This is a genomic window from Enterobacter sp. JBIWA003 (genome assembly GCF_019968825.1).
Classification (GTDB): domain Bacteria; phylum Pseudomonadota; class Gammaproteobacteria; order Enterobacterales; family Enterobacteriaceae; genus Enterobacter; species Enterobacter quasiroggenkampii.
The window spans coordinates 2659551-2681536 of sequence record NZ_CP074170.1; the positions used below are offsets into that span (position 1 = coordinate 2659551).

General features: G+C 52.7%; 17 protein-coding genes and 2 pseudogenes. 9 read left to right on the forward strand and 10 right to left on the reverse strand.

Annotation, left to right across the window (positions count from 1 at the left end; translation table 11 throughout):
* Positions 1 to 37 precede the first annotated feature (37 nt).
* A complete protein-coding gene (gene ttcA, locus KGP25_RS12775) occupies positions 38 to 973 on the forward strand; it encodes a tRNA 2-thiocytidine(32) synthetase TtcA (RefSeq protein ID WP_223539052.1) in 936 nt (311 codons plus the stop codon).
* A 42-nt stretch (positions 974 to 1015) separates the two neighbouring features.
* On the opposite strand, the gene dbpA is transcribed toward ttcA, so the two are convergent.
* From dbpA to KGP25_RS12795, 4 genes are all read right to left on the reverse strand, one after another.
* Complete coding sequence (gene dbpA, locus KGP25_RS12780) at positions 1016 to 2389, reverse strand: ATP-dependent RNA helicase DbpA (protein ID WP_223539053.1); 1374 nt, start codon at positions 2387 to 2389, stop codon at positions 1016 to 1018.
* A gap of 27 nt (positions 2390 to 2416) precedes the next feature.
* Complete coding sequence (locus KGP25_RS12785; protein ID WP_304665500.1) at positions 2417 to 2581, reverse strand: hypothetical protein; 165 nt, start codon at positions 2579 to 2581, stop codon at positions 2417 to 2419.
* A gap of 291 nt (positions 2582 to 2872) precedes the next feature.
* Positions 2873 to 3856 carry a zinc transporter ZntB gene (zntB, locus tag KGP25_RS12790; RefSeq protein ID WP_023292275.1) on the reverse strand — a complete coding sequence of 328 codons (984 nt, stop codon included), beginning with the start codon at positions 3854 to 3856 and terminating at the stop codon, positions 2873 to 2875.
* A 243-nt stretch (positions 3857 to 4099) separates the two neighbouring features.
* Positions 4100 to 5242 (reverse strand): methyl-accepting chemotaxis protein, encoded by a 1143-nt coding sequence (locus tag KGP25_RS12795; protein ID WP_223539054.1) that lies wholly within the window; start codon positions 5240 to 5242, stop codon positions 4100 to 4102.
* 457 nt (positions 5243 to 5699) lie between these two features.
* On the opposite strand from KGP25_RS12795, the pseudogene KGP25_RS12800 reads away from it, so the two are divergent.
* A pseudogene (locus KGP25_RS12800) lies at positions 5700 to 7289 on the forward strand (MHYT domain-containing protein); the annotation flags it as partial.
* Between the two features lie 28 nt (positions 7290 to 7317).
* Here the strand turns inward: KGP25_RS12800 and KGP25_RS12805 are convergent.
* A protein-coding gene (locus KGP25_RS12805; protein WP_123060779.1) for an IS3 family transposase occupies positions 7318 to 8663 on the reverse strand; the annotation gives its coding sequence in 2 pieces (ribosomal slippage) (positions 7318 to 8178 and positions 8181 to 8663; 1344 coding nt in all).
* A 48-nt stretch (positions 8664 to 8711) separates the two neighbouring features.
* On the opposite strand from KGP25_RS12805, the pseudogene KGP25_RS12810 reads away from it, so the two are divergent.
* The 4 genes and pseudogenes from KGP25_RS12810 to KGP25_RS12825 all read left to right on the forward strand — a co-directional run.
* Positions 8712 to 9248: pseudogene (locus KGP25_RS12810) on the forward strand (EAL domain-containing protein); the annotation flags it as partial.
* A 92-nt stretch (positions 9249 to 9340) separates the two neighbouring features.
* Positions 9341 to 10573: a sensor domain-containing diguanylate cyclase gene (locus KGP25_RS12815; protein ID WP_223539055.1), complete on the forward strand. Its 1233-nt coding sequence runs from the start codon at positions 9341 to 9343 to the stop codon at positions 10571 to 10573.
* Positions 10574 to 10647: 74 nt separating this feature from the next.
* Positions 10648 to 10788, forward strand: a complete 141-nt coding sequence (locus tag KGP25_RS12820) for an Ecr family regulatory small membrane protein (protein ID WP_045909000.1) — start codon at positions 10648 to 10650, stop codon at positions 10786 to 10788.
* Between the two features lie 217 nt (positions 10789 to 11005).
* Positions 11006 to 11572, forward strand: a complete 567-nt coding sequence (locus tag KGP25_RS12825; RefSeq protein ID WP_223540559.1) for a DJ-1/PfpI family protein — start codon at positions 11006 to 11008, stop codon at positions 11570 to 11572.
* Between the two features lie 133 nt (positions 11573 to 11705).
* Here KGP25_RS12825 and KGP25_RS12830 read toward each other — a convergent pair whose 3' ends face one another.
* From KGP25_RS12830 to KGP25_RS12840, 3 genes are all read right to left on the reverse strand, one after another.
* A complete protein-coding gene (locus KGP25_RS12830) occupies positions 11706 to 12044 on the reverse strand; it encodes an STAS domain-containing protein (RefSeq protein WP_069719078.1) in 339 nt (112 codons plus the stop codon).
* A 91-nt stretch (positions 12045 to 12135) separates the two neighbouring features.
* The gene (locus KGP25_RS12835) at positions 12136 to 14553 is read right to left on the reverse strand and encodes a glycogen/starch/alpha-glucan phosphorylase (protein ID WP_223539056.1); all 2418 of its coding nucleotides are present in this window, start codon (positions 14551 to 14553) and stop codon (positions 12136 to 12138) included.
* Between the two features lie 263 nt (positions 14554 to 14816).
* Positions 14817 to 16433 carry a peptide ABC transporter substrate-binding protein gene (locus KGP25_RS12840; RefSeq protein WP_223539057.1) on the reverse strand — a complete coding sequence of 539 codons (1617 nt, stop codon included), beginning with the start codon at positions 16431 to 16433 and terminating at the stop codon, positions 14817 to 14819.
* Positions 16434 to 16618: 185 nt separating this feature from the next.
* Here KGP25_RS12840 and mpaA point away from each other — a divergent pair, with 185 nt between their 5' ends.
* Positions 16619 to 17332 carry a murein tripeptide amidase MpaA gene (gene mpaA, locus KGP25_RS12845; RefSeq protein WP_045908858.1) on the forward strand — a complete coding sequence of 238 codons (714 nt, stop codon included), beginning with the start codon at positions 16619 to 16621 and terminating at the stop codon, positions 17330 to 17332.
* Here mpaA and ycjG read toward each other — a convergent pair.
* Entirely contained in the window at positions 17323 to 18288 is a 966-nt protein-coding gene (gene ycjG, locus KGP25_RS12850) for an L-Ala-D/L-Glu epimerase (RefSeq protein WP_223539058.1), read from the reverse strand. The two genes, mpaA and ycjG, sit on opposite strands and share 10 nt — an antisense overlap.
* Before the next feature lie 107 nt (positions 18289 to 18395).
* Between ycjG and tpx the strand changes: the two genes are divergently transcribed.
* Together tpx and KGP25_RS12860 are read left to right on the forward strand one after the other, a co-directional pair.
* A complete protein-coding gene (tpx, locus tag KGP25_RS12855) occupies positions 18396 to 18902 on the forward strand; it encodes a thiol peroxidase (RefSeq protein WP_023335907.1) in 507 nt (168 codons plus the stop codon).
* A 275-nt stretch (positions 18903 to 19177) separates the two neighbouring features.
* Positions 19178 to 20386: an aldose 1-epimerase family protein gene (locus KGP25_RS12860; RefSeq protein WP_223539059.1), complete on the forward strand. Its 1209-nt coding sequence runs from the start codon at positions 19178 to 19180 to the stop codon at positions 20384 to 20386.
* Between the two features lie 44 nt (positions 20387 to 20430).
* On the opposite strand, the gene tyrR is transcribed toward KGP25_RS12860, so the two are convergent.
* Complete coding sequence (gene tyrR, locus KGP25_RS12865) at positions 20431 to 21972, reverse strand: transcriptional regulator TyrR (protein WP_008501254.1); 1542 nt, start codon at positions 21970 to 21972, stop codon at positions 20431 to 20433.
* Positions 21973 to 21986 lie beyond the last annotated feature (14 nt).

Genomic DNA, 21986 nt, shown 5'->3' on the forward strand with positions numbered 1-21986 from the left:
CAATTTTTGCCCCTGCTGGCTCCGAAGGTAGTACTCAATGCAAGAGAATCAAGAGATTAACAAAAAAGAGCAATACAATCTTAACAAACTGCAAAAGCGACTGCGCCGTAACGTGGGCGAAGCCATTGCAGACTTCAACATGATTGAAGAAGGCGACCGCATCATGGTTTGCCTGTCAGGGGGTAAAGACAGCTACACCATGCTGGAGATCCTGCGTAATCTTCAGCAAAGTGCGCCGGTGAAATTCTCCCTGGTGGCGGTCAACCTTGACCAGAAACAGCCGGGTTTCCCGGAACACATTCTGCCGGAATACCTCGAGAAGCTGGGCGTTGAGTACAAAATCGTCGAAGAAAATACCTACGGTATTGTGAAAGAGAAGATCCCGGAAGGGAAAACCACCTGCTCTCTGTGCTCTCGTCTGCGCCGCGGCATTCTGTATCGTACCGCGACGGAGCTGGGCGCGACCAAAATTGCGCTGGGCCATCACCGCGACGATATCCTGCAAACGCTGTTCCTCAACATGTTCTACGGCGGCAAGATGAAAGGTATGCCACCTAAGCTGATGAGTGATGACGGTAAACATATTGTCATCCGCCCGCTTGCCTACTGCCGTGAAAAAGACATTGAGCGTTTCTCTCAGGCGAAAGGGTTCCCGATCATTCCATGTAACCTCTGCGGCTCTCAGCCGAACCTGCAGCGTCAGGTGATTGGCGACATGCTGCGCGACTGGGATAAGCGCTATCCGGGTCGTATCGAAACCATGTTCAGCGCCATGCAGAACGTCGTCCCTTCCCATCTTGCGGATGTGGAACTGTTCGACTTTAAAGGCATCAATCACGAGTCAGAAGTCGTGAACGGCGGAGATCTGGCGTTTGACCGGGAAGAGATCCCGATGCAGCCAGCAGGCTGGCAGCCGGAAGACGATGACAATCAGTTTGAAGAGTTGCGTCTGAACGTGCTTGAAGTGAAGTAAGCGGTTAGCGTCTCAGAAACACCCTCTGAGACGCTTCATGCTTTATTTCAGCAGGCGTACGCGGCAGGTTTTACCCTTAATTTTCCCGTTTTGCAGCTGCTTCCATGCCTTATGGGCAACCGCCTGGCGAACCGCGACGTAGACATGCGCCGGATGGACAGCAATCTTACCGATATCCGCCCCGTCCAGACCCACATCCCCGGTCAGTGCACCTAGAACATCACCAGGACGCATCTTGGCTTTTTTACCGCCATCAATGCACAGGGTCGCCATTTCGGCCTCCAGCGGCACAAGGCTGACGCCGGCTGGGGGATTCATCCAGTTCAGCTTAATTTGCAGCATCTCAGAGAGAATATTGGCGCGCTGCGCCTCTTCTGGTGCGCAGAAGCTGATCGCCAGACCGCTGTTTCCTGCGCGCGCGGTGCGGCCAATACGGTGCACGTGTACTTCCGGATCCCACGCCAGCTCAAAGTTCACCACCAGCTCAAGCGATTTTATATCCAGACCGCGCGCAGCAACGTCGGTCGCAACCAGCACGCGGGCGCTGCCGTTCGCGAAACGGACCAGCGTCTGATCGCGATCGCGCTGTTCCAGATCGCCATGCAGCGACAGCGCGCTCTGCCCGGCGGCATTCAGGGCATCACAAACCGACTGACAGTCTTTTTTGGTATTACAGAACACCACGCAGGAGGCAGGCTGATGCTGGCTCAGCAATTTCTGCAGGAGCGGTATCTTCCCCTGCTGCGAGGTTTCAAAGAACTGCTGTTCGATCGCGGGCAGCGCATCTACGCTGTCAATTTCAATGGTAAGGGGATTTTTCTGCACGCGGCCGCTGATGGCGGCAATGGCTTCCGGCCAGGTTGCGGAGAACAGCAGCGTCTGGCGATCGGCCGGTGCAAAACGGATCACCTCGTCAATGGCATCGCTGAAACCCATGTCCAGCATGCGATCGGCCTCATCCATGACCAGCGTTTGTAGCGCATCCAGCGAGACGGTGCCCTTCTGCAGATGATCGAGAAGACGGCCAGGCGTCGCGACAATAATGTGCGGGGCATGCTGGAGCGAATCACGCTGGGCGCCGAACGGCTGCCCGCCGCAGAGGGTTAAGATCTTGGTATTGGGCAGGAAACGCGCCAGGCGACGCAGTTCACCCGCGACCTGGTCTGCCAGTTCGCGGGTCGGACACAGCACCAGAGACTGGGTCTGAAACAGCGCCACATCGATATGCTGCAACAGGCCAAGGCCAAATGCCGCCGTTTTTCCACTGCCCGTTTTCGCCTGCACGCGCACGTCACGGCCCTCGAGAATGGCAGGTAAGGCGGCCGCCTGAACAGGCGTCATCGTGAGGTATCCCAACTCGTTGAGGTTATCGAGTTGGGCGGCGGGCAGAACATTCAGGGTAGAAAAAGCGGTCACTGTAGTCTCTCGTGGTGATCTTTGCAGTCAGATGGCGCGTATCCTCGCAGATCTCGCGGTTCGATGCGACAATTTAATCGGTTCTTCATCGGGCGGCGGGTCCGGCATCGGCTGCGGACGCGGGATGGGATCGGGCATGGGTACCGGATCGCTGGGGATAGGATCGGACTGACGCGATTGTGGCAGTAGCAGAGCGTTAAGGATGCTCATCATTCCCTCCAGAATTTGCTGTCGTCCCTTTTAGGGTAGACGCTGAGAATCAGGAGGCAAAAAAAAGCCGACTATGAAGTCGGCGTCGTACGAATCAATTGTGCTATGCAGTAATTCAAAAAAGGAAGTAAGACAATATGGAGCGCAACGCCCATCGCTTGACGTTGCATTCACCTGCGGGAGTAATATTGCACCTTACGGGGTAGATGTTTATTGACTTCGCTCAATTAAAAGAGCGTTTTAATCCCGGAAAAAGACGAAAAAAGCGTAAATTTACAGCCATTTACTACGATGCAACCACCATGCAACACCCCCAATCAAAACAACTAACATCACGCAAAAGGCCGTAAAGCCGTAGCGATAAGCGCCCCCGGGAATTCCCCCCAGGTTGACGCCAAACAGCCCGGTCAGAAACGTGCTGGGTAAAAACACCATCGCCATCAGAGACATCGTATAAGTTCTTCGCGCCAGCGACTCCTGCATCACCTGCGCGATTTCGTCCGCCATTACCGCCGTTCTGGCAATACAGGAATCAATTTCATCCAGCCCGCGGCCCAGCCTGTCGGCAATATCCTGCATTCTGCGTCGATGGTCGTCGTTCATCCAGGCGAGCCTTTCGCTGGCCAGCCGCGCATACACGTCGCGCTGCGGCGTCATGTAGCGGCGCATCACAATCAACTGCTTACGCAACAAGGCCAGAAAACCGCGCGGCGGGATCTGCTGATCGAGCAGGTTATCTTCCAGGTCGATGATTTTGTCGTGCAGTTCTTCAATAAACTCACTGGCGTGATCGGTAAGCGCGTCACAGACGTCCACCAGCCAACTGCCGCAGTCGATCGGCCCGGTGCCCTCTTTCAGATCGTTGACGATGTCATCCAGCGCCAGAACCTTACGCTGTCGGGTGGAGACAATCAGCCCATCGTCCATATAGACCCGCATCGCAACCAGCTGATCCGGACGTTCATCCGTGCTGCCGTTAATACAGCGCAGGGTGATCAGCGTCCCATCCCCCATTCGGCTCACGCGGGGGCGCAGGCTTTCACCGGCCAGCGCATCGCGCACATTGTTAGGCAAGAGCGGGGTCGACGCCAGCCAGTCAGCGCTGTCCGGGTGGGTGTAGTTCAGATGCAGCCAGCAGGGATGCGCACTGTCGATCACATCATTGTCTTCCAGCGGCCGGGCACCGCCGCGACCGTCCAGCACCCACGCAAAAACTGCGTCTGGAACGTTTAGTTCAGATCCTTTAATGCTCTCCACAGCTCCTCCGCCTTTTAGCTCTTTCGGTGTCAGTCTAGCTTTCATCAGGGGTTAAGCAACAACTATGTATGCCATCGCGCTGAAATCGTTCATGAAATGTACATGCCATGCGTTTCGCCCGGCGGCACTACGCTTGCACGGGCCTACAGTGAAGGGTGTAATGTATTGATATTGTGGCAGCGTGTAGGCCGGGTAAGCGCAGCGCCACCCGGCAAGAAATACGGCGAAAATGTTGCGGTTTTGTCAGAGAGAGTGCTCTGGCCGCGGGAGGAAGGATGGCGAGCTGCCAGGTAATGAGGACAACGATCCCTGATCCAGTCTGAAATTACGCGTGCGGGCCTGCAGCTCAATCACCTGGTTGCGCAGGACATCTGAGGAGCCGTTGAGTTCCTCCGCCATCGCCACGTTGCTTTGCGTGACCCGCTCCAGCTCCGAAAGCGCCAGCGTGATCTGGGAAATGCCTTTCTCCTGCTCAGAGGTCGACGCGGAAATTTCATCCATCAAGCGGCTGACGTTCCCCGACCCCGTCACGATTTCATGCATATTCTTCTCTGCCTGTGACACCACGGTCGCGCCCTGCGTGACGTTACTGCTGGTGACTTCAATCAGCGCTTTGATATTCTTCGCGGCCTCTGCGCTGCGGTGTGCCAGGTTTCTGACCTCTTCCGCAACGACAGAAAAGCCTTTTCCGTGGTCGCCTGCCCTTGCCGCCTCAACGGCCGCGTTGAGCGCCAGAATATTGGTCTGGAACGCAATGCCGTCAATCAATGAAATAATCTCCGTCATCTGCTGGGCGCATTCGGTAATGGACTGCATATTGTTGGCGACCTGCCCCATCAGCTCCCCGCCCTTGCGCGCCTGCAGCGTCGCCACATTCGCCTGTTCGCTCGCCAGGCGGGTGTTATCGGCATTGTTTTTGGTGCTCGCCGCCATTTGCTCCATGCTGGCTGCGGTTTGCACTAAAGACGCAGACTGCTGTTCGGTTTTCACCGAGAGCTGAGCGCTACGGGCCGAGAGCTGATCCGATAAGGTCATGGCGGTTTGCGACGACGCCCTGATCTCGCGCACCAGCGTCGCAATGTTGCCGGAAAGGCTATTGATCCCGGGAATAAGTCGACCCGCGCAGTTATTGCCAAACTCCGGGATAGAAACCCCAAGGTTGCCTGCTGTCACCTCTTCAATACTTCTCTTTACCGTATTGATCGGCGTCACAAGATAGCGGGTCATGTAGACCCAAAGCAAAAATAGCGCAACGAAATTGATAACGTTAAGGGAAATAAAGAGAGAGGACTTGCTGGAAATTAGAACAACGACACCTGCGTTTACCAAAAATAGCGATAAAAGGAACCCGATAATAAAGGTCCTGACACTAATATCTCTTAGCATGATGATACCCACGTTTTATATTTTGGTCGGCATCTAGACTTATAGCATTGGCTCAGACGTTTTTCCTCGCAAACTTCACGGGATTGTTTTTTCGCCGTTAGCAACCTGGGATTTAGCTTAAGTTAGATAAAAAGAGCGTATTAGTGAAAATGTTCTTCGCAGCGTGCTGTAATACTGGTCTGCCGCCACGTTAAGCGATACCATCCGCTGCGGCGCACTGATACAATCGCCGTTATATTTAAGGAGCTTTGCTACTTTTATTCGCTCTTGTTTAGCAATGCTTAATACGTTAACAATGAGAATATATTTTATATTCTTAATACGTTTTAGAGTATTAATATGACTGGTCATTTTACACGATAAAAAACTAATATTGTTTGAATGCGCATGTTCGTTGCCAGATAAAGATGTGCCCGGCAGGCGAAATCGGTAACCCTCTCAGGCGTGGGATTGCATAATGCTCAATATATCGTGGGACCCTGTGTTAATCGCTATCTCTTATCTGGTGGCGTTTATCGCCTCCTTTGTGGCGCTGGACAGTGCCGGAAAGATTCCCCTTTCCAGCCGAAAGGCTGCCCTGTTCTGGCGTATGGCCGGCGGTATCTCGCTCGGCATCGGCATCTGGTCGATGCACTTTATCGGCATGCTGTCGATGCAAATGCCCATGATGATGCGCTATGACCTCTGGTTAACCCTTACATCGCTGGGCGTCGCGGTTATTGCGTCTACCACGGCCCTTGATATTGCCGTCGCGGGAAAAAAACGGTCTCTCTTTCGCCCCATCGTTGCCACCGCAATCCTGAGCGCAGGCGTGGTATTCATGCACTATATCGGTATGGCGGCCCTGATGCTGGATGGCAGCATCATCTGGGATCGCCGTATTGTGGGGTTGTCCGTGGTCATTGCCGTGGTGGCTTCCGGCACTGCGCTGTGGCTGGCTTTCCGCCTGCGAGACAAAGGGGTTTTTATCGAGCGCCTTCTCGCGGCCCTGGTCATGGCCGCCGCCATTTGTGCGATGCACTATACCGGCATGAGTGCCGCGCATTACCCGGAAATGTCGCATACCCTTCCCGGTGGGATCGGCGAGCTCGGGTTATCCATCTGGGTTTCGGTCACCACGCTCTGCCTGCTTGGCGTGATGTTAATTATTTCTCTTGTCGACTCTCACCGGCGTACCGGCCGGCTGACGGACAATCTTCGGCAGCTCAATCGGCAGCTTGAGCTGCAGGCGCGCTTTGATGCGCTCACCGGACTCGCGAATCGCCATCAGATGGACATCCGCATGCAGGACTGCCTGCGCAGCGCGTTGCTGAGTAACAGGCAATTTGCCGTCATTTTCCTGAACGTCGATCATTTCAAACGCGTCAACGATACCTGGGGTCACAGCGTCGGCGATGAGTTATTGATCACCGTTGCACAGCGCATCACTTCCCGTCTCACGCGTGAGATGACCCTGGCAAGGCTGGGAGGTGACGCCTTTATCCTGCTGGTACCGGAATGTGACGACGACAAACTCAACGCCCTGCTCGCGTCGTTGCTCGAGGATGTACGACGTCCTCTTTCGATCTGTGGTCATACGCTAAGCACGACAATCAGTGCGGGCGTCAGCCTCTATCCTCAGGATGGCGAAACGCTGCATGAGCTAAAGCTCAAGGCGGATGCAGCCCTGCATCACGTCAAAGACGACGGCCGGAACGGCTGGGCGCACTACCGATCCGAGATGTCGACAGCAATCCCGGCAAAACCCGGTTTTCTGCAGGAACTCTCTCAGGCGCTTGAGCGCGATCAGTTTGAACTCTGGTACCAGCCAACCTGGTATGCGCAAGAGAAGACTATCCATGGTTTTGAAGCCCTGCTGCGCTGGCGGCACCCTGAGCAAGGCGTTGTTCTGCCGGGCCTGTTTATCCCCTCGCTGGAACAAACCGGCTTAATTATTCCGGTGGGCAACTGGGCCATTGAAGCGGCATGTCGACAGCTGCATTTCTGGACTGAACAAGGGTTTAGCCAGTGGACGCTGTCGCTCAACTTATCCCCCGTCCAGTTCGAACTGATCTGCGCCCCAGATCTTGGACAACTTATGCAGCCTGACTCAATCGATATTGTACCGGACTAAGACCGCCAAGTTTTTCCTTTATCCTCAATTGGTTATAATAATCAATGTAATCGATAATGTCTCGCTTTAAGTCATCCACATTTTTATATTCATTGAGGTAATAACATTCTGATTTCAATGTTCCAAAAAAACTCTCTATCACTGCATTATCAAGGCAATTTCCCCGACGAGACATACTCTGGGCGATGCCACTATCTTTTAACCATCGTTGCCAGCGTGACATCTGATATTGCCAGCCTTGATCGCTGTGCAATATTGGGTGTTCGTCTTTCGGCAACTGTTTCAGCGCATCCGTGAGCATAGTCTGCACCATTGAAGGTAGAGGGCGGTTAGCGAGGTTATAAGCAATGATTTCGCCATTATAAAGATCCATGATGGGCGACAAATACAGCTTTTTGCCATTCACTTTAAACTCAGTGACATCTGTGACCCACTTCTCGTTGGGGCGTTCTGCGTCAAACTGGCGTTTCAGGAGATTATCGCAAATTCGTCCTTGTTCTCCTTTATATGAACGGTACTTTTTGACGCGAATCAGGCTGCTAATACCCAGTTCCTTCATGAGTTTTCTAACGGTTTTGCCATTAAGTAAAACCCCCTCGTTACGACATGCCAGCCTGATGCGTCTGTAACCATAGCGACCTTTGTGCTGGTGATAAATTTTCAGCACAAGCGCTCTGGCAGACTGGTATCGGTCCGGAGCCGCAAGACGTTTTACATGATAGTAAAATGTACTCCGGGGCAGCCCAGCAACGATTAACAATCGGGACAATGGCCATTCCTGCCTTAGTTCACTTACAATGCTCACTTTTTCCTGGGCGCTGAGCATGTTTTCTGCTGAACCAAGGCCTTCAGCTTTTTTAAGTAGGCATTCTCGACCCTGAGTTGTTCAAGTTCCTCTCGCTCAACATCGGTTAATGCTGGCTGTGGTGGGACTGGCGTGATGCTTTTATCTGGCACTGGGATGATCTTTTGATTTTTTCGGGTGAAAGCATCCTCGCCATGTTTTCTATATTTTTCAAGCCAGGTACATACAGTACCAAAGGCTGGTATCCCATGTTTTACCGCAGTTTCACGAACAGAGAAGCCATCATCCACAACTTCTTTTACTACCATAAGTTTGAAATCAGCAGAGTAGCGTCCCTTTTTACCCGTAAGCACACCGATCCCATGCTCCCGGTAGGCATAAGCCCATTTTCTTACCGTGCAAGGGCTTATGTCGTACATCCTGGCTACAGATTTCAGACTCAACTCATCTTCCAGATACTTCTCTGACACTTCCTTTTTGAATTCCAATGAAAATTTTGCCATGCGCCCTCAGTTTTTGATCTGGTGTCTAACTTTTGGGGCGCACTACACGAACAGCCGGACATTTTCCATATCGTATCGTCGATGCTGGAAAAATATAGCTTGTCCCCGTCCAGGCTGATCCTTGAGGTTACGGAAAGCACCGCGCTGAAAAATCTCGACCGCAGCATTGAGTTACTCAACGCGTTTAATCATGCGGGGATCACCGTCTCGATTGATGATTTCGGTACGGGCTATTCAAACCTGCTGATGCTGAGCGTGCTGCCGGCAAAAGAGCTCAAGATCGACAAAAGCTTTGTGACGTCGATGCTGGAAAATGAAAAAAGCTACAAGCTGGTTGAAACCATCATGAGTATCGCCCGAACCATGGAGATGAACGTGGTGGCTGAAGGGATTGAAACCCAAGAGCAGCAGGAGGTTCTCACCCGTCTCGGCTGCGACTACCTGCAGGGTTATCTTTTCTCCCGCCCCTTACCTGCCGAACAGGTGCCGTGGCTGCTTCTGCAGATAAACTCCGACAGGCAAATTATACCCATTAATAAAATTCAAACGGACCCCGCATTTATTTCACAAAAAAACCATGCCTGACGGGGTTGAGTAGAGTATGTTTCAAAGCAGTAGACACTCGTCACGTCTGTCATGATTGTCAGGCGCATTGAGCCGATGAACAGGAAATGCCTATGTCGCAAAACGGTTTTGAAGCGCTGAACATCATTAAAACACCCGTATGGCTGATTTCCCCCGCTTCGGAAGCGATCGTTTTTGCGAATGTGACCGCAACGCAGCTTATGGGAGAGAAGACCCTGGACCAGCTGCGTAAAGGTCTCTATTCCGCGAATGCACAGCACCTCCTGTCGATGTATGTACCTGAACTGAAAACCGGGCAGGAGATCGTCGAAATCTGGACAATAAACCGGGATGGACAGGATACGCCGCTAAGCTGTCGTCTCTCGCTTGCCCATTATGCCCCCTGGGGAGATGTGATTGTTTTCGAGGGGATCGCCCAGCACATTCTCTCTGGGCTAAAGGCCAGCCGCTCCGCAACCTACCGGCGGAAAAAACAGGGGTTTTACGCCCGTTTTTTTCAGACCAACAGCGCGCCGATGCTGTTAATCGATCCGGCCCGCGATGGCCAGATCGTTGATGCTAACCTGGCCGCGCTCAATTTTTACGGTTACTCACATGATGACATGTGCAGTAAACATACCTGGGAAATCAATACTCTCGGGCGAGACGTGTTGCCCATTATGACTGCGATTGCCGCGCTGCCCGGCGGCCATAAGCCGCTCAACTTTGTTCACCGCCTTGCCGACGGCTCTACCCGCCACGTTCAGACGTATGCCGGCCCCATTGAGATCTACGGTGACAAGCTGATGCTGTGCATCATCCACGATATCACCGAGCAAAAAAGACTGGAGCAAGAGCTGGAACATGCCGCACTACGTGACTCCATGACCGGGTTACTTAACCGTCGCCAGTTCTACGCGATTACCGATCCCAACAACCTGAATCATCTTCCTGCCCAACAGCAGTTTAGCCTGCTGCTGGTGGATACCGATCGCTTCAAAAACATCAACGACCTGTTTGGTCATCTGAAGGGCGATGAGGTGCTTATCGCCCTCTCCCGAACGCTGGAAGCCTGTAGCCGGGAGAATGATCTGGTGTTCCGCTGGGGAGGCGAAGAGTTCGTTATCCTGCTGCCGCATACCCCTCTCGACATCGCCTTGCAGATTGCCGAGTCGATCCGTGCAGCCGTTGCCCGCATTACGATTCCGGGCTTACCGCGGTTTACCGTCAGTATTGGCGTGGCGCGACATAACCAGGGCGAGACGATTGATGAGCTGTTTAAGCGGGTAGACGACGCGCTGTATCGCGCTAAAAATGACGGACGCAATAAAGTCCTTGCAGCATGAAACTGGAGTATACGAGAAAGCCCCGCTACAATGCCTGCCTCGACTCAATTAACTTCAGGTGGGTAAAATCTGCAATGGGAAAAACAGAAATAATACTCACCTTAATTATTTTGCTCCTTATTATATTTGGCTTATGGTTTATTTTTAGCGGTGAGATCTGGTATCTCGTCGAATTTCTCGAAAATAGTCTTTACCCGACCTTCGATGCACCATAACGCACGTTTAATATCGTGTTTCACCTACCGAATTTGTCAGGTATCTGCAAGCCTGACAGCCGCGTAAGATACGCGCCGTTATCCTCCAACTACGTTGATAACGAATCACTTATTCATTTGCTTATGTTGCCCGTGCTCTGACGGGCTTTTTTATTTCCGGCATTTCAGCCACGCCAGGCTATATCTTAATCATCTTTAATGACAAGGGAGAGGAATGATGAGCAAGAAGATCCTGATGCTGGTGGGCGATTATGCCGAAGATTACGAAACCATGGTGCCTTTTCAGGCTTTGCAGATGATTGGCCATCAGGTGGATGCAGTCTGCCCCGACAAACCAAAAGGCGACTACATCATGACGGCAATCCATGATTTCGACGGCGCCCAGACCTATAGCGAAAAACCCGGTCACCGCTTTACCCTCAACGCCGACTTTTCCGCCGTAAAGGAGCAGGACTACGACGCGCTGCTCGTCCCCGGCGGCAGAGCACCCGAGTATCTGCGGCTAAATGAGGATGTGTTAAAGCTGGTACAGGCATTTGACGCCGCGCGCAAACCGATTGCTGCAGTGTGCCATGGCCCGCAGCTGCTCGCTGCCGCGGGCATCCTGAAAGGCCGTACCTGTAGCGCCTACCCGGCTTGTGCACCTGAGGTACGCCTCGCGGGTGGACACTACGCCACGATCGGCATCGATCAGGCCCATGTCGACGGCAACCTGGTAACGGCTCCCGCCTGGCCCGCCCATCCGCAGTGGCTGGCGAAGTTTAGTGCGTTATTAGCACAATAGCGCGCCGGTATCAGCCCGGGTGAATACTGTGCGGGTGGAGCGGAGCCATGTTTTCAGGACTGGCGCGAGAATGCGTCAGTTCTCGTTTTAACCGTTGGCACATCCCGCTTTCTCCCCGAAGAGAGCTGTGATATTAGCCCATCAACACCTGCAGGGCATCCTGCCGATTGGCCCTGATAGAAAAAATACGATCCATCCTGGTCAGCTTAAAGAGAGCGTGTGTATTGCTGTTAAGCGAACACAGCACCAGCTCACCCTTGCCGTTTAAACTCTTGAGTATGGATACCAGCGCGCCGAGACAGCTGCTGTCAATAAAATCTACGTGGCTGAAATCCAGCAATATCTTTTTATTACTTTTTTCAATCACCTCCAGCACCTGCTGCTTAAAGGTCTGCTCGACAGAAGCATCCAGCCTGCGAACCAGCGGAACGACAATCTGTACGTCATTTTCACTCTGTATTTCAAAGTTCATAATCAGCCTCGCATCAGGGGCGTAACGTGTTCCCGAATGATGATCATAGTGCACCGATATCGCTCCCGGAAGGCAACCGGAAGCATGACCATCAGCAATTTATTCCCCAAATATCCCTTGCATAGCCCTGAATGGTTCTGTCACTCGAAAACTCTCCCATTCGGCTAATATTTAGCAACGCTTTTCGATGCCACTGGCGGGGATGTTCAAAATCAGCCATTGCCTGACGTTGGGTTTGACTGTAGCTGTCAAAATCCAGCAGATGACAATAATGATCGGCTGTTGTCAACATATGGTGTAGCGGTGCAAAAATTTCGCGATCGGCGCTAAATTCACCTGAAATAAGCGTATCCACTATACGCATCATTCGAGGATCGCTCTGACGATAGAAACGATTATTATCGCCTTTTGAACGCATTTCATTGACTTCTTCAGCCGTCGCGCCGAAAAGATAGAAGTTTTCTGCCCCAACAGCATTAAGAATTTCAATGTTGGCACCATCATACGTACCCATTGTTAACGCACCGTTGAGCGCGAACTTCATATTACTGGTTCCAGATGCCTCCGTGCCTGCTGTGGATATTTGTTCAGACAGGTCTGTTGCCGGTATTATGCTTTCGGCTAAGGAGACTTTGTAATCCTCAAGAAAAATGACTTTCAGCTGCCCGGCAATACGCGCATCACTGTTGATTTTATTCGCTACAGCATTAATTAACTGAATAATAAGCTTTGCCATTCGATAACCGGGTGCCGCTTTACCTGCAAAAAGATGCACCTTAGGCGCTATGGTTCTCCCATTCTCTTTAATATCAATATAGAGAGAAATGACGTGCAGAATATTCAGAAGCTGGCGCTTGTATTCGTGAATGCGTTTTACCTGGCAATCAAACATTGCCATCGGGTCCAACATAATCCCATAACGTTGTGAAACAATCTGGCTCAACGCGGATTTATTTTTGAATTTAATGCCGCGAATATGATCGATCACCCCCGTATCATCCGCATGCTTCTCCAGCTGTCGAAGCATATGTAAATCCGTCGGCCATCGGGTACCCAATTGCTGATTCAGAAACGCGGCAAGATTTGGGTTAGCCTGCTGCAACCATCTGCGCGGTGTAATGCCGTTGGTCTGATTAATGAATTTATCTGGCGTAATAAAATAAAAATCGGGAACCAGGTGCGTTTTGATAAGCTCGGAATGGAGCATTGCCACCCCATTAACACAGTGACTCCCGACGATGGCCAGATTTGCCATCCTGATGCTTTTCTCGTTGTTCCCCGAAAACAGTGACAAGGAGGTCAATAAGTGCGGTTTGTCTGGCCATCGGGAGGCGACATCCGCAAGAAAACGATGGTTAATTTCAAAAATAATCTGCAAGTGTCGCGGCAACAATTTTTCGAACAACGCCACTGGCCAGGTCTCCAGAGCCTCGGGCATCAACGTATGGTTGGTGTATGCACAGGTTCTTTGGGTGATATCCCAGGCCTGGTGCCAGGGAAGGCTGTACTCGTCGACAAGTATTCGCATCAACTCGACAACAGCCAGCGCGGGATGCGTATCATTTAGCTGGATGGCGACATGCCGCGGAAGTAACGAAATGTCAGTTTCAATCTCAGCGTATTCGCGAAAAATATCTCGCAAGGTACATGCTACAAGAAAATACTCCTGAGTCAGTCGCAGCTCCTTGCCCGAGAGGATCTCATCAGAAGGATAGAGTATTTTTGAAATATTCTCGGAGGCGATTTTTTCACTGACCGCTTTGATGTAATCGCCATGGTTGAAAATATGAATATCAAAAGAGTTAGAGGCTACGGCACTGTATAAACGAAGCTTATTCGTGGTGCTACCTCTGTAGCCAGAAACGAAATAGTCATTTGGGATACCAACGATGGTATTCCACCCCAACCACATTGGATTATAATTCCCGTCAGCATCATCTGCGTGCTCGATATATCCACCAATTGGGATCAGCATTGCCTGGCTATGGTGTTCAACCAGCCAGGGGGAATGCATGGAATGCCAGTCGTCCGGATGTTCGATTTGCTGACCATTCTGAAAAGACTGCCTGAATAAACCATATTCGTATTTAATGCCATGACCTGAGGCAGCAATGTCTAACGTTGCCATTGAGTCAATAAAGCAGGCAGCTAACCGCCCAAGGCCACCATTTCCAAGCGCGGCATCGGGTTCTTCGTCAAGAATACCATCGAAATCAAACCCCAGGTCAGTGACAACCTGACGCATATCATCAAGCAAATTCAGGTTCATCAGGTTATTGCGTAATGACTGCCCAAGCAAAAATTCCATCGAGAGATAATAAACGCGTTTTTTCTTTTCCACGCGTTGCCGGGCCTGACTATCGAGAAAGCGATCTTGCTGAAAATACCGCACTGCCAGCGCCACAGCATTGAATATATCGCCGTTGGTAGCCTTGTTTATGCTAACGCATAACGTATATTTTAATTGTGTTTCGACAAGTTCACGCAACTCTCTGTTAGTGAAAGACATGTTGACCTCACTGGAGTTACTGCATGTTTTTAATATGCAGAACACAAGATATTATTTTGTTCAAGTGTAGACGGCGATATTCAACTCATGCAATTTTTACCCACCATTGCGTATGGTGTTGTTTTTGCATCGCCTGAGAAATATCAGCAGTAAGTATCGTCAGGAAAGTGCGACTTTCTGCTGTGGCGGGAGAGAATCAGAAGGAGCAACTGGCGCTAAGCTCCGCGCCAGTTCTGGATTTGGTAGCAGCGAACCCCTACTCGTCAGTGCTTCTCAATATACATCGTCCGGCTATACGCCACGTCTTCCGGGTTATTAATGGGGTACCCTTTCACCCAGGGTTTAATCAGTCGACCGTTGGTGTACTGGTAAATAGGCGCGATAGGTGCTTTCTCCATAAGGATTTTCTCCGCCATGTTGTAGTCGGTGTTACGCGCTTTCGCCGTGGTTTCGAGCGTCGCCTGGTGGATAATTTTATCGTAAGCCGGGTCATTAAAACGCGAGATATTGCCGCTGTGGGTTGAGGTCAGCAGGGACAGGAAGGTCGAGGGCTCGTTGTAATCCCCCACCCATGACGCGCGGATCACATCAAAATTGCCGGTGTTGCGGCTGTCGATGTAGGTTTTCCACTCCTGGTTTTGCAGCTTAACATCCACACCGAGATTTTTCTTCCACATGGACGCCACCGCAATGGCGATTTTCTGGTGGTTTTCCGACGTGTTGTACAGCAGGTTCAGCTTCAGCGGACGCTGAGGGCCGTAGCCTGCGGCCTGGAGCAAGGTTTTGGCCTGAGCGTTCAGCTCCTGCTGGGACATCTGCTCGAACGGCGAAGGTTCAGGCGTGAAGCCCGCCGTCACGTCAGGGGTAAAATGCCAGGCCGGTTTTTCGCCGGTACCCAGTACCTTTTCCGCCATAATGCGGCGATCGATAGTCATACTCAGGGCAAGACGAACCCGGGCATCGGCCGTCGGCCCCTTTTGCGTATTAAACGCGTAGTAGTAGGTCCCGAGCTGAGGCGGCGTATACACCTGTCCCGGAATGTCCTTCAGGAGCTTCTGATACATGTTTTTCGGGAACGATTCGGTAATATCGATATCCCCTGCCAGATAGCGTTTCGTGGCGGACGATTCCTGGTTAATCGGAATAAAGGTCACTTTTTGCAGGACAGTTTTCGCATTGTCCCAATAGTGGGTGTTAGGCACGACAACCAGTTTTTCATTCACCACGCGGTCGTTCAGGACGTAGGCGCCATTACCGACCAGCGCTCCCGGACGCGTCCACTCTTTCCCGCTTTCAACGTTCGCTTTTTGCACCGGATAGAAGGCGAAGTTTGCCGTCAGGTTGCTAAACCACGGTAGCGGTTTATCCAGCAGGACGCGCAACGTCCTGGCATCCACCGCCGTCACGCCCAGGGTATCAGGCGCTGCCTTACCGTCGATGATAGCCTGCGCATTGTTGATACCTGCCAGCGCTGCAAACCAGGCAAACGGAGAGGTCGTTTTTGGGTCAACCAGACGCTGCCAGCTGTAGACAAAATCCTGCGCGGTGACCGGCGTACCGTCAGACCATTTTGCGTTATCACGCAGGGTGAACGTCCAGGTACGGTTATCGTTACTCTGCCAGCGCGTCGCCACGCCCGGGGTCAGTTCCCCTTTCTCATTCTGATTCACCAGCCCTTCGAAAAGATCGCGAATCACCTGAATCTCTGGCAACCCCACCGCTTTTGCGGGATCGAGCGAAGCCGGTTCATCTTTAATATGTCTGACCAGCTCCTGTTTTTGCGCCAGCACCGTGCCCTGTGGGACATCAGCAGCGTATAAGAGTGTAGAGAGCCCGCACAGGCACAGTGCGGTGAAAAGACGCGAAACAGGATGCTTCATAAGATCCCCTTTAAAAAATTCAGGTAACAAGCAGATGCGTAATTATTTGTTTCGACAATAAGAAATGCAAATAACTTACGCCTGAATAGTGATTTAAGGCAATTCTCAGCCGCTACGGAAACTATTTGATTAACAGCGGTTTTTGCACAACACTGCCAGTAGAGACTTCTTTATCAGGATTTCGTATGGCAACCACCCGACCCCGCGCGGAACGCGGCGCCTTCCCTCCGGGCGCTGAACAATATGGCCGCTCATTTTTAGGCGCATCGCTGATCTGGTTCCCGGCACCCGATGCCGATCGCGAAAGCGGTTTGATTATTGCCGGCACGCACGGTGATGAAAACTCGTCTGTCGTCACGCTCTCGTGCGCGCTGCGGACATTGACCCCTTCATTACGACGTCATCACGTGATTCTTGCCGTCAATCCGGATGGCTGTCAGCTGGGATTGCGAGCGAATGCGCGGGGCGTCGACCTGAACCGTAATTTCCCGGCAGCAAACTGGCGCGCTGGCGAAACGGTTTATCGCTGGAACAGCTCCGCCGAGGAGCGGGACGTGGTGTTGCTGACGGGAGACAACCCTGGCTCAGAGCCGGAAACGCAGGCGCTGTGCCAGCTTATCCATAAGATCCACCCCGCCTGGGTTGTCTCCTTTCACGATCCGCTGGCCTGCATTGAAGATCCGCGCCACTCTGACCTGGGCGCGTGGCTGGCACGGGCGTTCGACCTGCCGCTCGTCACCAGCGTGGGTTATGAAACACCCGGATCATTCGGGAGCTGGTGCGCCGACTTAAGCCTGCCCTGCATTACCGCTGAGTTCCCGGCGATCTCCTCCGACGAAGCCAGCGAAAAATACTTAAAAGCCATGATGGAGCTTCTGCGCTGGCAACCTCAGAGATGAAGCACGCCGCTGGTAAATTTCAGGGCCGGTGAAACGTCAACCGCCAGCCACGTCGGGCCATCCAGATCGGCGAAACGGACCTGATTGACCAGCGGCAGCGCCGCACCGATCGCCCGGGAGGTGCAAAGCATGCATCCCAACATCAGGTCGAACCCCTGCGCCCTGGCGTCCGCCGCCAGAGCCAGGGCTTCAGTCAGTCCGCCTGCCTTGTCGAGCTTGATATTGACCATGTCATAGCGGCCCTTAAGCTCGCTCAAATTCTCGCGTGTGTGGCAGCTTTCATCCGCGCACACAGGCAACGGATGGATAAAATTCTTCAGCGCCGCATCCTCTTCTACCGGCAGAGGCTGCTCCAGCATCGCCACCCCCAGATCGGCCAGCAGCTGGCATCGCGCGGCCAGCCCTTCGGGATGCCACGACTCGTTGGCGTCCACAATCAGCGTGGCTGAGGGCACCGCCGAGCGAATCGCGACCATGCGCTCGCTGATCAGACGATCGTCCAGCTTCACTTTTAACAGCGTGGCTCCGGCGTCATAGAGCGCTTTCGCACTGGCGGCCATCTGCTCCGGCTCACCAATCACGACCGTTTGCGCGGTCACGACGGACTCCGGCACGACCACGCCCAGCAATGACGTCAGCGGTTTTTGCTGCTGAGCGGCTTCAAGGCTCCAGAGCGCACAGTCGATGGCGTTGCGCGCCGCTCCGGCGGGTAAACGCTGCTGTAATGCCTCGCGCGTGAGCCCTTTTTGCAGGTCTGGCACCAGGGTCATGATCTGCGCCATTACAGATGCAAGGCTTTCCCAATAGCGCGGATAAGGCGTACATTCCCCGACGCCTTTCACACCCTCTTCTTCAATTTCAACCACGACCACGCTGGCTTCACTTCGGCTGCCGCGCGAGATCACAAACGGGGTATGCAATGGCCAGGCTTCTTCATAAACCTTAACGCTTCTCATCACTGACTCCTTGCGGCCCGGAAAGGCGAAAAATTTGGTTTGCCGTGTTATCTGCTGATGGCATACACTAGCCACGACGTTAACTATATGTAAACAGGAAGATATCTATGTCACAACTCGTTCATTTCCAGGGCAACCCGGTTGCTGTAGCAGGTTCCATTCCGCAGGCTGGCAGCAAAGCGCAGGCATTTACTCTGGTGGCTAAAGATCTGTCTGACGTCACACTGGCTCAGTTTGCGGGCAAACGCAAAGTACTGAACATTTTCCCAAGCATTGATACCGGTGTTTGTGCCGCATCCGTGCGTAAATTCAACCAGCTGGCGACTGAAATGGACAACACCGTTGTGCTGTGCATTTCCGCTGACCTGCCGTTTGCCCAGTCCCGTTTCTGCGGTGCCGAAGGCCTGAGCAACGTTATCACCCTCTCCACCCTGCGTAGCGCAGATTTCCTCGAGAAATACGGCGTCAGCATTGCGGAAGGCCCACTGAAAGGTCTGGCAGCACGTGCTGTACTGGTTCTGGACGAAAACGACACTGTCGTCTTCAGCGAACTGGTTAACGAAATCACCACCGAGCCGGACTACACTGCCGCGCTGGACGTGCTGAAAGCATAATAAGTCCTTAGCATTCTATACAACTTATTCTCAACCTCGCTTCGGCGGGGTTTTTTATTATTTAAAAGCTGAATCGTTAAAGCTTAAATGCTCGCATGTCACATTAATCCTGCAATAATAAGAGCAATATGTAACATGATCGTGATCAACAACGCATAATAATCGTTAAAATCCCCTATTTTCATCCCGAGTGAAGCTCATCACATTTCCCTTTTTGTCTAAACATTAGATTTGCTTACGAAAGAAAATAATCGTTTCAGCAAAAAGGATAAAATATGAAGATCAAATTCGCTTTTACGCTTCTGGCGGTCCTGGTTTCTGGCCATGCCGCGGCTAAAACCTGGGTGCTGACAAGTGCTGAAAGCAGCGTAGAGAAAGGAAACTGGAAGATTTCCAGTGATGAGCTGAAAGTTAAAGATCAGACGTTCAGCATTGAGCAAAAAATCTTACACGGCGGCAAGCAGGAAGGCAGTAAAGTCATCATTATTAGCAGTAAAGATGGCCTGACGATTACCCTGAGCCCGACACGCGGCATGAACCTTCTGCACGTTGAAGGGTTTGGCACCCGACTGGGATGGAATTCACCCGTCAAAGAGGTCGTCAATCCTGCCTATATCAATCTTGAAAGCCGAAACGGTCTCGGCTGGCTGGATGGTTTCAACGAGATGATGGTGCGCTGTGGCTACGAGTGGACAGGTCATCCGGTCACCGCAGATGGACAAATTTATACCCTTCACGGCAGGGCCGGAAATACACCGGTATCGCAGGTGGAAGTTGAGGTGGCGGATACCGCCCCGCATGAGATCCGCGTTCGGGGTTTGATCAAAGAGAGCACGTTCAAAAAAGCGGATCTGCAAACCATGACCGAACTGCGCTACGTTCCAGGGACCAACCAGTTCAGTCTGCATGATGTTCTGACCAACCATGCCGATTACCCTCATGATTATCAAATCATCTATCACAGCAACTTCGGGACGCCGATCCTCGAAGAAGGCGCACGTTTCCTTGCGCCGGCGGCGAGCGTGAGCCCATTCAATGACTACGCCAAAGCGGGCGTAAACGACTGGCAAACCTACGCCGGGCAGACAAAAGGCTTTGATGAGATGGTCTTTAATATTCAGCCGCTCGCCGACAACAACCACGAAACGCTCGCGGCTGTGGTCAATAAAGCCGGTGATAAAGGCGCGTCAATCCAGTTTGATACGCGCCAGTTGCCCGTGCTGACTTTATGGAAAAACACCGACACGCTGAAGCAGGGTTATGTCACGGGCATTGAACCGGGTACCAGCTACGCCTACCCCGTCACGATTGAACGCGAACAGAAGCGGGTTAAGCAGCTGCAGCCTGGCGCCAGCGCGCAGTTTGATCTGACCTATACCCTGCTCCACAGCCCGCAGCAGGTGAAAGAGGTTGCAAGCAGGATTGCGTCGATTCAGGGCGAGACAAAAACAGACATCGTTAACACGCCGCTGGCGAAGGAATAAACCTAAAGTGAAAAGTAAAAAGCCTCTTTGCAGAGGCTTTTTTGTTATTCGTCACCTTTCTTATGATTCAAACCATATTCACGTAGCTTATTTGCGATCGCGGTGTGCGACACGCCAAGGCGTTTTGCCAGCTTGCGGGTGCTGGGATAGCTGCGGTACAGCTGCGTCAGCACAGAGCGCTCGAAACGGCTGGTGATATCATCCAGCGACCCTTCCATCGCCTCTTCGCCTACGGATACCGTCCCGGCGTCGTAATCCGGCAACAGGATATCCTGCGGACGCAGCTCATACCCTTCAAGCTGGGTCAGCGCACGATAAACGGCGTTTTTAAGCTGACGAATGTTACCCGGCCAGCCGTAGCGCATGAGCACCGTGCCCAGATCGGCAGACAGCTTCGGACGCGGCACACCCTGCTCGTCGGCAAAGCGGGCGACGAACAGCTCCGTAAGCGGCATGATGTCCTGCGGGCAATCGCGCAGCGGCGGAATGTTCAGCGTCAGGACGTTAAGGCGGTAATAGAGATCCTCGCGGAAGATCCCCTTTTGCACCAGTTCCACCAGATTCTTCTGGGTGGCGCAAATGACGCGCACGTCCACATGCACTTCGTGATCCTCACCGACGCGGCGGAACGTGCCGTCATTCAGGAAACGCAGCAGCTTAGCCTGCATACGCGGCGACATTTCGCCGATCTCGTCCAGCAGCACGGAGCCACCGTTAGCCTGCTCGAAGAACCCTTTCTTGCCCTCCGGCGCGTGACCAAACAGCTCACTTTCAACGGCATCTTCCGGGATAGAGGCGCAGTTAAGTGCCAGGTAAGGCTTGGCCGCACGCGGGCTTGCCAGATGCACGGCGTGAGCCAGCAGGTCTTTCCCGGTGCCGGTATCCCCGGTAATCAACAGCGGCGCGGTCAGGCTTGCGAGCTTACGCGCCTGATCAACCACATGACGCATTTTCGGGCTGACGGCAATAATCTGGCTGAATGCGCCAACGTCCTGACTGGAGAGGTTTTGCAGCTGACGACCCATGCGCAGCGTCGAGCGCAGCATGATCACCGCCCCGGTCAACACGCGGGTATTCCCTTCCCCTTTCAGATAGACCGGCGTGATCTCCATCAGGAAATTCTGCCCGTTAATCACCACATGCTCGCTGTGCGTGTTCTGCGGATTGCTGTCCAGCCAGCGCTGGAAGTTAAAACCGGGGATCAGCTGCGCGGCGTGATGATTGCTCAGCTTCTCCTGACTCTGTGCGAAAAGCTGGCAGCTCGCGTGGTTAACGCGCTCAACTTTGCTTTTCAAATCCAGGGAGAGGAACGGTTCAGGCATGGCTTCCAGCAGCGCGCTCAGCGCCAGGTGCTCACGCTCGGACGGCATCCAGGGAATGGTGCGTACATCCGTAACGCCAGCGATACGGCGGATTTCCGCCATCAGGCTACTGAAGGTATTAAATTCAATTTCGGCAAAATTGAGGTAAATTCGCCCGACAGGATCGATCTCAATGCCACGTAAATCAATGCTACGTAAAACAAGAAGATCGAGTAATTCGCGGGTCAGACCGAGACGGTCTTCACAGAAGACTTCAAGACGCATGGGAAATTCACCGT

Excerpts from the sequence above, each read along its gene's own strand:
- KGP25_RS12815 (WP_223539055.1), top strand. The coding sequence starts at position 9,341 with ATGTCGCAAAACGGTTTTGAAGCGCTGAACATCATTAAAACACCCGTA.
- ycjG (WP_223539058.1), bottom strand. The coding sequence starts at position 18,288 with ATGAGAAGCGTTAAGGTTTATGAAGAAGCCTGGCCATTGCATACCCCG.
- KGP25_RS12860 (WP_223539059.1), top strand. The coding sequence starts at position 19,178 with ATGAAGATCAAATTCGCTTTTACGCTTCTGGCGGTCCTGGTTTCTGGC.
- KGP25_RS12820 (WP_045909000.1), top strand. The coding sequence starts at position 10,648 with ATGGGAAAAACAGAAATAATACTCACCTTAATTATTTTGCTCCTTATT.
- ttcA (WP_223539052.1), top strand. The coding sequence starts at position 38 with ATGCAAGAGAATCAAGAGATTAACAAAAAAGAGCAATACAATCTTAAC.
- KGP25_RS12830 (WP_069719078.1), bottom strand. The coding sequence starts at position 12,044 with ATGAACTTTGAAATACAGAGTGAAAATGACGTACAGATTGTCGTTCCG.
- tpx (WP_023335907.1), top strand. The coding sequence starts at position 18,396 with ATGTCACAACTCGTTCATTTCCAGGGCAACCCGGTTGCTGTAGCAGGT.
- mpaA (WP_045908858.1), top strand. The coding sequence starts at position 16,619 with ATGGCAACCACCCGACCCCGCGCGGAACGCGGCGCCTTCCCTCCGGGC.
- KGP25_RS12825 (WP_223540559.1), top strand. The coding sequence starts at position 11,006 with ATGAGCAAGAAGATCCTGATGCTGGTGGGCGATTATGCCGAAGATTAC.
- KGP25_RS12840 (WP_223539057.1), bottom strand. The coding sequence starts at position 16,433 with ATGAAGCATCCTGTTTCGCGTCTTTTCACCGCACTGTGCCTGTGCGGG.
- KGP25_RS12835 (WP_223539056.1), bottom strand. The coding sequence starts at position 14,553 with ATGTCTTTCACTAACAGAGAGTTGCGTGAACTTGTCGAAACACAATTA.
- KGP25_RS12795 (WP_223539054.1), bottom strand. The coding sequence starts at position 5,242 with ATGCTAAGAGATATTAGTGTCAGGACCTTTATTATCGGGTTCCTTTTA.
- tyrR (WP_008501254.1), bottom strand. The coding sequence starts at position 21,972 with ATGCGTCTTGAAGTCTTCTGTGAAGACCGTCTCGGTCTGACCCGCGAA.